General features: G+C 69.3%; 10 protein-coding genes and 1 tRNA gene. 4 read left to right on the top strand and 7 right to left on the bottom strand.

Going from position 1 to position 10953, the window contains the following annotated elements:
- Positions 1 to 81: 81 nt before the first annotated feature.
- Together ACIPEK_RS01170 and ACIPEK_RS01165 are read right to left on the bottom strand one after the other, a co-directional pair.
- Positions 82 to 654, bottom strand: a complete 573-nt coding sequence (locus ACIPEK_RS01170) for an acetate uptake transporter (RefSeq protein WP_383069138.1) — start codon at positions 652 to 654, stop codon at positions 82 to 84.
- Between the two features lie 186 nt (positions 655 to 840).
- Positions 841 to 1362: a universal stress protein gene (locus ACIPEK_RS01165; protein ID WP_072489220.1), complete on the bottom strand. Its 522-nt coding sequence runs from the start codon at positions 1360 to 1362 to the stop codon at positions 841 to 843.
- A 939-nt stretch (positions 1363 to 2301) separates the two neighbouring features.
- On the opposite strand from ACIPEK_RS01165, the gene ACIPEK_RS01160 reads away from it, so the two are divergent.
- The 3 genes from ACIPEK_RS01160 to ACIPEK_RS01150 all read left to right on the top strand — a co-directional run bounded on the left by ACIPEK_RS01160 (position 2302) and on the right by ACIPEK_RS01150 (position 4348).
- Positions 2302 to 3537, top strand: coding sequence for a helix-turn-helix domain-containing protein (locus ACIPEK_RS01160; RefSeq protein ID WP_401989538.1), 1236 nt, complete (start codon positions 2302 to 2304; stop codon positions 3535 to 3537).
- A 9-nt stretch (positions 3538 to 3546) separates the two neighbouring features.
- A complete protein-coding gene (gene orn / locus ACIPEK_RS01155) occupies positions 3547 to 4149 on the top strand; it encodes an oligoribonuclease (RefSeq protein WP_401989537.1) in 603 nt (200 codons plus the stop codon).
- Between the two features lie 126 nt (positions 4150 to 4275).
- A tRNA-His gene (locus ACIPEK_RS01150) sits at positions 4276 to 4348 on the top strand.
- Positions 4349 to 4427: 79 nt separating this feature from the next.
- Here the strand turns inward: ACIPEK_RS01150 and ACIPEK_RS01145 are convergent.
- The 4 genes from ACIPEK_RS01145 to ACIPEK_RS01130 form a co-directional block, all read right to left on the bottom strand.
- The gene (locus ACIPEK_RS01145) at positions 4428 to 5459 is read right to left on the bottom strand and encodes a LacI family DNA-binding transcriptional regulator (protein ID WP_401989536.1); all 1032 of its coding nucleotides are present in this window, start codon (positions 5457 to 5459) and stop codon (positions 4428 to 4430) included.
- A gap of 426 nt (positions 5460 to 5885) precedes the next feature.
- Positions 5886 to 7349, bottom strand: coding sequence for a GH1 family beta-glucosidase (locus ACIPEK_RS01140; protein WP_401989535.1), 1464 nt, complete (start codon positions 7347 to 7349; stop codon positions 5886 to 5888).
- A 122-nt stretch (positions 7350 to 7471) separates the two neighbouring features.
- Complete coding sequence (locus ACIPEK_RS01135) at positions 7472 to 8389, bottom strand: carbohydrate ABC transporter permease (protein ID WP_383069148.1); 918 nt, start codon at positions 8387 to 8389, stop codon at positions 7472 to 7474.
- 15 nt (positions 8390 to 8404) lie between these two features.
- Positions 8405 to 9163, bottom strand: a complete 759-nt coding sequence (locus ACIPEK_RS01130; protein WP_401989534.1) for a carbohydrate ABC transporter permease — start codon at positions 9161 to 9163, stop codon at positions 8405 to 8407.
- Positions 9164 to 9170: 7 nt separating this feature from the next.
- Here ACIPEK_RS01130 and ACIPEK_RS01125 point away from each other — a divergent pair, with 7 nt between their 5' ends.
- The gene (locus ACIPEK_RS01125) at positions 9171 to 9215 is read left to right on the top strand and encodes a hypothetical protein (protein WP_363329866.1); all 45 of its coding nucleotides are present in this window, start codon (positions 9171 to 9173) and stop codon (positions 9213 to 9215) included.
- A 307-nt stretch (positions 9216 to 9522) separates the two neighbouring features.
- Here the strand turns inward: ACIPEK_RS01125 and ACIPEK_RS01120 are convergent, their stop codons facing one another.
- Entirely contained in the window at positions 9523 to 10851 is a 1329-nt protein-coding gene (locus ACIPEK_RS01120) for an ABC transporter substrate-binding protein (protein ID WP_401989533.1), read from the bottom strand.
- Positions 10852 to 10953: the final 102 nt, after the last annotated feature.

The raw sequence follows: 10953 nt of genomic DNA, 5'->3' as shown, positions 1-10953 counted from the left end.
GCGTCGACTCCCTCCTCCGCCTCGGAATCGCACGCACCAGACCGCGTCCGCTATCCGATCGGAGGTCACCCGACAGGCGTCTCAGCCGGTGGCCGTCACCCGTCGGCCGGCAGCACGCCCCGGCAGCGCCGTGGGCCAGTTGGCCAGCGCCGCCGTCGCCCCGTACCAGGCGGCGAGACCGGACACCGCGGCAAGCCAGCCGCCCGCCTCGGCCAGGCTCCCGCTGTCCGCGAACTGCCCGACGCCCAGGAGCACAAGCGCCAGGAACAGCAGTGCGTACGTCCCCTGGGCGAGCAGACCGCCACCGGCCGCGCCGAGGGTCAGGCTGAGCGCGAACAGGGCCCAGAGCAGCAGGAACAGCCCTGCCGCATGGCTGGAGACATGCGCGTCGGCGCCGGTGCCCCAGGTGAACCAGAAGGCGCCGAGCCCGGCGAAGGCCGTGCCGGTGAAGCCGCTTCCCGCGCGGAACTCCAGGAGTCCGGCGACGAACAGGGCGATACCGCCGACATACAGCGCGAGCGAGACGGCGTCGGCCGCCGTCACACCGTCCACGACCCCGGTGTGACCGATACCGAACGCCAACAGGGTGAGTCCCAGGGCGAGATGGCCGAGGACAGAGGTGCTGGTGCTTCCCGCAGAGACGTCATTGTCCACGGCGGGCTCCCTTCACATGCAGTGGTCCTGCTTCCCAGTGACCCTTATGTACCCTTCACAAGCGCACAATCCACCTCTCCGCATTGATGAATTGCCGGTTTCCACAGACGAGTTGACGCCACGTCGACTGACGGGTCCGGAACCGGTGACGAGGGTGACAGCAGGGGCGTCCGGGAAGGGGAACGCTCAGGGAATGACGACGACCGGGCGCTGTGCGCGCCGCGCAAGGCGCCCCGCCACCGAGCCGAAGATGCGGCCGACGATGCCGTGCGTGGAGCCGACGACGATGGCGTCGGCCGAGTACTCCCGGCCGACCTCCTCCAGCTCGTGACAGATGTCCCCGCCGCGCTCGACGAGCACCCAGGGAACCTCGGAGAGGTAGTCCGCGCAGGCGAGCTCCAGGCCGAGCACCTCGGTGCGGTGGTCGGGCACATCGACGAAGACGGGCGGCTCGCAGCCTGCCCAGACGGTGGTCGGCAGCCGATTGGCCACATGGACGATGATCAGGCCGGAACCTGATCTTCGGGCCATGCCGATGGCGTATGCGAGGGCGCGCTCACTGGACGTCGAGCCGTCGAAGCCGACCACGACCCCATGCCGGAAGGCGGGGTCGCAGGAATGACGTGTTTCTTCGACCGCCTGCGGGTCCGACATGGGGTCGGCCACCTGCTTGCGGTCGGCGGGTTCGGGGATTTCGTGACCGGCCATCGGTGTCTCGGCGAAGAGAGTCCTCGTGAGGAGAGCGACTTGGGGAAGGTGCGTCAGCGGGCGGTGTTGCGGTGTCCGGGAATCATCTTCCCAACCCCTTACCCCCAAGGGTACGGCGCCACTCCTCCACTGCCCAGACCCACGCAAAGCGCGTGCGACGTTTCACGGAGCATGCCCGAGGCGGACCCGTATGGCAATGCCGGTTGCGCTGTACATCGACGTCGGCGGGCCGGAACGACTCCCCTCGGTGACCGGGCAGGGCCGTATCCGTCACCCACCCCACAGCTCACCGGGACCGCCGCACCCCCGGCGTGGATCACCACTCCGCCGCCCGGCGCCGGGCCGGCGGTCCACTCCCACGAGTCACACCGCGCCGGCCCCGGCACGTCCGCCCCGCCCGGAGCTCTCCGCCCGGCCCCGGACCGATATCGGCCCGCCGGTCGGGATTCCACTGCCCTCCGACGCGCCGCATCCTTCCGCACGATCGGCCGTCCGACCTGCCGAGGGGGCGCAAAGAAGTGGCCGCCCATCGAGGTTGTGCGCCGGTCGACTGACTGAATCACGTACGCACAACCGTCTATTTTCAGCCAACTTCACACCCCTGTCGCTTCCTTGCCGAATTGGCCGATCAACCCCCTTGCCACCAGGCAGGAAGAGACCGCGCGGTACGCTTCCACCCGACGGGGACGGGCCATGAACGCGAGGCGCACTTCCCTGCACGGCCGCTGGATGAAACCCTTCGTGATCGAATGCTTCCCGCCAAGTTGCCTTGTCGACATAACGCTGGTTGATGAACTTGTCACGCCGGCACCACGGGACGCAGTAGATTCGATCTTGGGTATCGAAGACGGGGACTCGTGCAGGACCGAGGGGAAAAGTGCAGGAGCGACAGGCCCGCAAGGACCAGGAAGACGCGAACACCGAGGGGGGCTTAGCGTCATGAGCCAGGACTCCGCCGCCGCAACGGAGGCTGTACGGAAGCTCAGTGGACGACGACGACGGGAAGTCGTCGCCGTACTGCTGTTCAGCGGCGGCCCCATCTTCGAGAGCTCGATCCCGCTCTCCGTGTTCGGAATCGACCGCCAGGACGCGGGAGTTCCGCGCTACCGACTCCTCGTCTGCGGCGGGGAAGAGGGACCGCTGCGGACCACCGGGGGACTCGAACTGACCGCGCCCTACGGGCTGGAGGCGATCAGCAGGGCAGGCACCGTCGTGGTGCCCGCCTGGCGCTCGATCACCTCGCCGCCGCCCGCGGAGGCGCTGGACGCGCTGCGTCGCGCCCACGAGGAAGGGGCCCGCATCGTCGGGCTGTGCACCGGCGCGTTCGTGCTCGCCGCCGCCGGTCTGCTGGACGGCCGCCCGGCGACCACGCACTGGATGTACGCACCGACGCTGGCCAAGCGCTATCCGTCGGTGCATGTCGATCCGCGTGAGCTCTTCGTCGACGACGGCGATGTGCTCACCTCCGCCGGGACGGCGGCCGGGATCGATCTCTGTCTGCACATCGTCCGCACGGACCACGGCACGGAAGCCGCCGGGGCACTGGCCCGCCGGCTCGTCGTGCCGCCGCGGCGCAGTGGCGGTCAGGAGCGCTACCTCGACAGGTCTTTACCTGAGGAGATCGGCTCCGACCCGCTCGCCGAGGTCGTGGCCTGGGCGCTGGAGCATCTCCACGAGCAGTTCGACGTGGAGACGCTGGCCGCGCGCGCCTACATGAGCAGGCGGACCTTTGACCGGAGGTTCCGCTCGCTCACCGGCAGCGCACCGCTCCAGTGGCTGATCACCCAGCGGGTGCTTCAGGCGCAGCGGCTGCTGGAGACGTCCGAGTACTCGGTCGACGAGGTCGCGGGCCGCTGCGGCTTCCGCTCGCCGGTCGCGCTGCGCGGACACTTCCGGCGCCAGCTGGGCTCCTCCCCCGCCGCGTACCGGGCCGCATACCGGGCCCGCCGTCCACAGGGCGGTGGCGCGGAGGCACTCGCCCCGGTGATCGAGCCGATCGTGCCCGCGCAGGGCACCTCGGCGGGCCGGCGTGCCACGGCTGCGGCCACCCCTCCGGGTCCGCATGCCGTCACGTCGGCGACGGTCGGGGCGGGGCAGCCGGAGCCCGGGAAACCGGGCCCCGACGCGTACTCCACCGGGCGCCCGGCCCTGCCGGGTCAACGGAGTGCCCCGTAGGGTGGAGCCATGAACGATCGCATGGTGTGGATCGACTGCGAGATGACCGGGCTCTCGTTGACGGAAGACGCACTCATCGAGGTGGCCGCACTGGTCACCGACTCGGAGCTGAACGTGCTCGGCGAAGGGGTGGACATCGTGATCCGCCCGCCGGACACGGCCCTGGAGACGATGCCCGAGGTGGTGCGCCAGATGCACACCGCCTCGGGTCTCCTCGACGAGCTGGCCCAGGGCACCACCCTGGCCGACGCCGAGGCCCAGGTGCTGGCCTATGTCCGCGAGCATGTGAAGGAGCCCGGCAAGGCCCCGCTCTGCGGGAACTCGGTCTCCACCGACCGCGGCTTCCTGGCGCGGGACATGTCGGCCCTGGAGGGCTACCTCCACTACCGGATCGTCGATGTGTCCTCGGTCAAGGAGCTGGCGCGCCGCTGGTACCCGAGGGCGTACTTCAACAGTCCGGAGAAGAACGGCAACCACCGGGCGCTCGCGGACATCCGTGACTCCATCACGGAGCTGCGTTACTACCGCGAGGCGATCTTCGTGCCCCAGCCCGGGCCGGACTCGGAGCGCGCCAAGGCGATCGCGGTACGTGTCGCGCCGCCCACGCCGTAGGACGTTGCGAAGCCGCTGGTCATGGGCCTTTCGGGGGCCGTAATCAGCGGCTGAACAACTGGGGCGCGAGCACCCTCTCGGACCCTGTACACTTTTTCTCGGCCGGTCAGAAAAAGACCGGGCATGGTGGGTATAGCTCAGATGGTAGAGCACCTGGTTGTGGTCCAGGATGTCGCGGGTTCGAGTCCCGTTACTCACCCTGAAGGGAAGGGCCCCGGTCAATGACCGGGGCCCTTCTCATGCCTGAGCGACCCTCACCGGCGGCCGTGTGACGGTCGTCACGAGGAGTCGCGGACAATCAGTTCCGTGGGGAGCACGATCTGCGGACGCTCCTGGTTCTCGCCCGCGATCTCCTGGAGCAGTACGCGGGCCATCGTGCGGCCCATCTCCTCGATCGGCTGGCGCACGCTGGTGAGCGCCGGGTCCATGTGACGGGCCACGGCCGAGTCGTCGAAGCCGATGAGAGCCACATCGTCCGGGATGCGCCGGCCGGCCTCGCGCAGCACCTGGCGGGCCCCTGCGGCCATGACGTCGGAGGCGGCGAAGACCGCGTCGACGTCGGGGCGGCGGGCGAGCAGGTCGCGCATGGCCTGTGCACCGCCTTCCTCGGTGAAGTCGGCGGGGGCGATCAGCTGCTCGTCCGGTCCGAGACCGGCCGCGGAGATCGCCTTGCGGTAGCCGTCGAGGCGGCGCCGGGCACCGTAGACGTCGAGGCGCCCGGTGATCGTGGCGATGGAGCGGCGACCCCGGGAGATCAGATGGTCGACGGCTGCGCGGGCGCCCTCGAAGTTGTCGGAGTCAACCGCGGCGAGCGGCTCCGAGGCGGATCTGCGGCCGCTCATCACGGCTGGCATGCCGAGCTGCTCCAGCAGGTCCGGGAGCGGGTCGTCGGCGTGGACGGAGACCAGCAGCACGCCGTCGACGCGGTGTGCGGTCAGATACTGGGCCAGCCGCCGGCGCTCGCGGTCACTGCCGACGAGGGTGAGCAGCAGCTGCATGTCGGTGTCCGCGAGCGCCGCGCCGACACCACGGACGATGTCGGAGAAGTACGGCTCGGCGAAGAAGCGGGTCTCCGGCTCCGGCACGACGAGGGCGATGGCGTCGGTGCGGTTCCCGGCGAGCGCGCGGGCCGCGCGATTGGGCACGTACCCCAGTTCGGCGACGGCCGCCTCCACCGCCTCGCGGGTGTGCGCGCTGACCCGTGGGGAACCGTTGATGACCCGCGAGGCCGTGCCGCGTCCCACCCCCGCCCGTGCCGCGACCTCTTCGAGCGTGGGCCGCCCGCCGCTCCGTACTCGCGCTGCCGTCATGGCTGCCTCCCGTTCGCGGTCAATTTCTCACAGTCGGATAACCGAACCAAGTCCTGGTGCTGGATCCCTTGACACTCGTCCGGGCCCGGCGGCCCCTCCGCAGCATCAGAGATGGGAGCGCTCCCATACTACGGCGATACCGAGCCGGGTTCCCCAGCCTCCGAAAGCGGGCGGAAATGACGGAGACCCGGCACGGGCTGCCGGGTCTCGGGGGGTGCGGGTCGGTCGGACCGACCGGCACATGGGGGGTGGCAGAAGGAGCGGGGCTGGGTGCGTGCAGCTGCAAGGCGGAAGAGGGAGGCAACGCGGAGGGGGTCCCCCATGCCTTGGGGCCCTCCAGAGCTATGGGGGAGTTGTCGACCGACGGCAACGCCGCAGGTGTGCGTGCCCAGCCCCGCGACGCCGCCCCCCATGTGCCGGTCGGTCTCAGGCGAGGTCGGTGACCGGGGGCAGTGCGTGGCGGCGGATGACGTCGGCGTACCAGCGGGCGCTCGCCTTGGGGATGCGGCGCTGGGTGGCGTAGTCGACGTAGACGGCACCGAAGCGCTTGGAGTACCCGTATGCCCATTCGAAGTTGTCCATCAGGGACCACAGGAAGTAGCCGCGTACGTCCGCGCCGTCCGCCACGGCCCGCTGCACGGCGTCGAGGTGGCCGCGCAGGTACTCGATCCGCTCGGGGTCCTCCACCAGGCCCTCGGGCGAGACGTAGTCGTCGAAGGCCGCGCCGTTCTCGGTGACCATCAGCGGCACGCCCGGGTGGTCCCGGGCGACGTCGATGAGCAGGCTGTACAGCCCGTCGGGGTCGATCGCCCAGTTCATCGCGGTGCGCTTCTTGCCCTCGGCGAGGTGGAAGGCGACGTGCTCGGAGCCGGGCCACGGGGAGTGGTCGCTGTTGCCGTGGCCGTCGTCGCGCGAGTCGCCGGAACCGTCCGCAGGCGTGGAGACCAGCGTCGGCGTGTAGTAGTTGACGCCGAGGACGTCGACCGGACGGGAGATGGCGGCCAGGTCGCCGTCGTGGACCAGCTTCGACCAGTCCACCAGGTGCGAGGTGTCGGCGATCAGGTCCTCGGGGTACGCGCCGTGCAGCATCGGGCCGGTGAAGACCCGGTTGCCCACCGCGTCGATCCGGCGGGCGGCGTCCGCGTCGGCCGCGCTGTCGGTCAGCGGGCGGACCTGGTGGAGGTTGAGGGTGACCGAGGTCTGCGCGGTAGCGGGGAGTTGGTTGCGCAGGACCTCGATCGCCCGGCCGTGGGCGAGGTTGAGATGGTGGGCCGCGCGCAGGGCGGAGGCCGGCTCGGTGCGGCCGGGGGCGTGCACGCCGGAGCCGTAACCGAGGAAGGCCGAGCACCACGGCTCGTTGAAGGTGGTCCAGGTGCCGACGCGGTCGCCGAGGGCGCCCGCCACGATGGCGGCGTAGTCGGCGAAGCGCTCGACGGTCACCCGCTGGGGCCAGCCGCCGGCGTCCTCCAGCTCCTGGGGCAGGTCCCAGTGGTAGAGGGTGGCGACGGGCGCGATGCCCGCTTCGAGAAGCTCGTCGACGAGCTTGCGGTAGAAGTCCAGTCCGCGTTCGACGGCGGGGCCGCGGCCGGTGGGCTGCACCCGGGACCAGGAGACGGAGAAGCGGTAGGCCTTCAGCCCGAGTTGCTTCATCAGCGCCACGTCGTCGCGGTAGCGGTGGTAGTGGTCGGCGGCGATGTCTCCGGTGTCACCGTTGCGGACCTTGCCCGGAGTGCGGCTGAAGGTGTCCCAGATGGAAGGGGTGCGGCCGTCCTCGGCAGCGCCGCCCTCGACCTGGTAGGCGGCGGTGGCCGCCCCCCAGACGAAACCGGTCGGAAAATCCGCTGCCTCGGGCGCCCGCTTCGGGGCGATGTCGGGTCGTACAGCAGTCATGCGGGAGCGCTCCCAGGGGTGGACGAACAGGGGCGGACAAGGGGTGGAGCTCCGGGGGCCCGTACGGCCCGCGGTCAGGGAACAGGCCGTACACGGGCCGGAGAAAAGCGGGTGACGCGGTGTCACCCCTTGACGGCGCCGGACATGATCCCTCCGACGATCTGCTTGCCGAAGATCACGAAGACCACGAGCAGCGGCAGTGTGCTGATCAGCGCACCGGCCATCACGATGCTCTGGTCGGGGGTGTAGGAGGCGCTCAGCTGGCCGAGGGCCACCTGGAGCGTGGGGTTCTGCTGATTGAGGGCGAGGTAGGGCCAGAAGAAGTCGTTCCACGCCTGTACGAAGGTGAGCATCCCCAGCACCGTCATCGCGGGGCGGGCCACCGGGAGCACCACGCTCCGCACGATGCGGAAGTTGTTCGCGCCGTCCACCTTGGCGGCCTCGATGAGTTCGTAGGGCAGCGCCTCGGTCAGGTACTGCCGCATGAAGAACACCCCGAACGCGCTCACCAGGGTCGGGAAGATCACCGACTCCAGCTTTCCGCCCCAGCCGATGTCGGACATCATCATGAACAGCGGGACGACGCTGAGCTGCGGCGGGATCGTGAGCGTGGCGACGACCGCGGTCATCAGTCCGCCGCGGCCCCTGAAGCGCATCTTGGCGAAGGCGTAGCCGGCCAGGGTGCAGAAGAAGAGTGTCGCCGCCGTGATGCAGCCGGAGACGATGACGCTGTTGACGATCGCCTTCCCGAGGTGCGCCTGGCTCCAGGCGGCGTCGAGGTTGTGCATCAGCCGCCCGCCGGGCAGGAACGGCGGTGTGGTGGCGAGAACTTCGTCCTGGGTGTGGGACGCGGCCACCAGGGTCCAGTAGAGCGGCAGGAGCGAACCGATGCCGACGACGGCCAGCGCGGCATAGGCGAACGGGCCGCCCTGCAACTGCTTGCCCGCGCCCGGCCTGAAGCGGATCGGGCGCCGCGTCGCCGGGTGGGCCGGCTGCGGGAGGCCGAGTTCCGGGGCTTTGGAGGGGCTGGTCATGGTCATGGAAATCGCTCCCGGTCAGACCGCGGATGTGCGTGCGAAGCGGCCGATGAGCCAGTTGACCGCGGCGATGATCAGCAGGAGGGCGAGCATCGCCCAGGCCACTGCGGCGGCCGGCCCGAGATGCCCGAGGTTCCAGCCGTAGTTGTAGAGGTAGACGCTGAGCGTCTCGTACTGATTCTCGTTGCCGCCGGTGGCTCCGAGGGTGCCGCCCTCCAGCAGCAGGGGCTCACCGAACAACTGCATGGAGCCGATGGTCGAGATGACGATCGTGAACAGGATCGTGGGCCGTAGCGAGGGGATGGTCACCTTGCGGAACTGCTGCCAGCGCGATGCGCCGTCGAGTGATGCGGCCTCGTACAGATCGGCCGGTACGGCCTGCATGGCGGCCAGATAGATCAGGGTGTTGTAGCCCGTCCAACGCCAGATCACGATGACGGAGATCGCGATCTTCGACGTCCAGTGGCCGTTGGCCCAGTTGGTGTGGCCGAGGCCGACGAACTCCAGCGCCCAGTTCAGCAGGCCGCCGTCGGCCCGGAAGACCAGGGCGAAGACGAGGGCCGCGGAGGCCACGGAGGTGGCGTACGGGGTGAGGATGACCGTCCGCCAGAAGGTGCTGGCGCGCAGCTTGTAGTTCAGCAGGTGGGCCAGGCCGAGCGCGACCAGCAGCTGCGGGACCGTGGATATGACGCCGATGAGGAAGGTGTTGGTGACGGCGGTCCAGAACTCGCTGTCATGCAGGATCTTGTCGAAGTTGTCCCAGCCGACCCACTCCATCCGGTTCATGCCGGTCATCTCGACCCGGTGCAGGGCGATCCAGCCGGTGTAGAGCAGCGGATAGAGCCCGAAGGCGCCGAAGACGAGGAAGAACGGGGCTATGTAGGCGTACGGCGATGCCTTGTCGTCGAACCGCCACAGCCGGCTCCGCCATGTGTGCCGGCGGGGGGCCGCCGGTGTCTTCTGGGAACCGCCGGGCGGTGGGGCGTATGCGTCCGGGGTGGGGGTGGAGGTGGCCACGGGCGGGAGTCCTTCCCTGCGTTGCTGGGTTGCCCCGTACGAGGGGTGCCCGGGTGAGGGGCTGGGCCGGGCGTGTGCCGGGGCGGGCGGCTCCTGAGGGCCGCCCGCACCGGCGACGGTCAGCCGATCGCCTTGTCGATCGCGTTGGTCGCCGCCTTCCACGCGTCGTCAGGGCTGGTGCCGCGCTGCTCCATGTTGTTGATCTGGGTGGAGATGGTGTCCTTGATCACACCGTCCTTCGGGCCGAGGACGGTCTCGGGGATCGACTTGGCCTCGTCGGCGTAGATCTGTCCGATCGGCGCGTCGTTGAAGTAGGGGAGCTTCGCGTTCTTCACGTCCGGCAGGTCGTACGCGCCCTTGTTGGACGGGAAGCTGCCGATCGCCTTGAAGACCGCGGCCTGCTGCTCGGGGGCGGTCAGCCACTTGACGAGCTCGGTGGCCTCGTCGACGTGCTTGCCCGACTTGGGCACGGAGAGGAAGGAGCCGCCCCAGTTGGCGGCGGTCGCACCGGGCGCGGTCGTGATGTTCCACTTGCCCTTGTTGGCGTCACCGGAGTTGACCGAGATCTGGCCGGCCATCCACGCGGGGCAGGCCACAGTCGCGATGGTGCCCTTGCGCAGCGCGGCCTTCCACGGGTCGTTGAACTGGGCGAGCCCCTGGGTCAGCTTCTTGGACGCCGCCTCGGCCGCCAGGTTCCAGCCCTGCTTGACGCTGGGGCTGTCCTTGTAGATCGGCTTGCCGCTCTCGTCGTAGTACTGCTTCGCGTTCGAGCTCACCACGGCGTTGAACATCGCGCTGGCGGAGTCCATGAAGTACGTGCCCTCGGGCGCGTTCTTCTTGTACTCCTCACCGAGCTTGAGGTAGTCCTCCCAGCCGCCGGCGACCTTCTTGGCAACCTCCTCACGGTCGGTCGGCAGACCGGCCTTCTCGAAGAGCTCGGAGTTGTAGCAGAGCGACATCGGACCGATGTCGGTGCCCGCACCGATCACCGCGCCGTCGGCCGTGGTGGCCTGCTTCTCCTTCCAGGACACCCAGTCGTCGACGTTGATCACCTTGCTGAGGTCGACGAAGGAGGACGCCTTGGTGTCGACGAGCTCCTTGATCCGGCCGACCTCGATGCCCTGGACGTCGGCGAGACCGCTGCCCGAGTTCAGCTGCTGGAGCAGTTTGGGGTAGTAGACCTTCTCGTCGGAGGTGACGTCTTCCTTGACCGTGATGTCCGGGTGCAGCTCGTGGTACTTGGCGAAGAGACCGGCTTCCTTGTAGCCGAACTGCCCGAAGTCGGCGACGGTCAGCGTGATCTTCCCGTTCGCATCGGAGCCCGTGTTGTCCGATGAATCCGAATCGCTGCTGCAGCCGGTCAGCAACAGGGCCGAGGCCGTCAGGCCCGTGGTGACCAGAACCGCGACTCTGCGGCTCCGGCCGGCGACGGTGCGGGTGATACGCATTCCACTACTCCTTGTTCCAGGGTGGACTGGCGTTCTGACTGCGTGGCATACGCGCTGGTGAGTGCGGGTGCCGACTGGTTCAGGGGGGAGGACACGGGCAGT

Origin of the sequence: Streptomyces sp. NPDC088246 (genome assembly GCF_044741025.1) — a bacterium.
In the GTDB taxonomy this organism is placed as follows: domain Bacteria; phylum Actinomycetota; class Actinomycetes; order Streptomycetales; family Streptomycetaceae; genus Streptomyces.
The sequence above is the reverse complement of the archived record's forward strand: the minus strand, read 5'-3'. Positions and strand labels throughout refer to the sequence as shown.

Excerpts from the sequence above, each read along its gene's own strand:
- ACIPEK_RS01135 (WP_383069148.1), bottom strand. The coding sequence starts at position 8,389 with ATGACCATGACCAGCCCCTCCAAAGCCCCGGAACTCGGCCTCCCGCAG.
- ACIPEK_RS01160 (WP_401989538.1), top strand. The coding sequence starts at position 2,302 with ATGAGCCAGGACTCCGCCGCCGCAACGGAGGCTGTACGGAAGCTCAGT.
- ACIPEK_RS01140 (WP_401989535.1), bottom strand. The coding sequence starts at position 7,349 with ATGACTGCTGTACGACCCGACATCGCCCCGAAGCGGGCGCCCGAGGCA.
- orn (WP_401989537.1), top strand. The coding sequence starts at position 3,547 with ATGAACGATCGCATGGTGTGGATCGACTGCGAGATGACCGGGCTCTCG.
- ACIPEK_RS01120 (WP_401989533.1), bottom strand. The coding sequence starts at position 10,851 with ATGCGTATCACCCGCACCGTCGCCGGCCGGAGCCGCAGAGTCGCGGTT.
- ACIPEK_RS01130 (WP_401989534.1), bottom strand. The coding sequence starts at position 9,163 with ATGGAGTGGGTCGGCTGGGACAACTTCGACAAGATCCTGCATGACAGC.
- ACIPEK_RS01145 (WP_401989536.1), bottom strand. The coding sequence starts at position 5,459 with ATGACGGCAGCGCGAGTACGGAGCGGCGGGCGGCCCACGCTCGAAGAG.
- ACIPEK_RS01165 (WP_072489220.1), bottom strand. The coding sequence starts at position 1,362 with ATGGCCGGTCACGAAATCCCCGAACCCGCCGACCGCAAGCAGGTGGCC.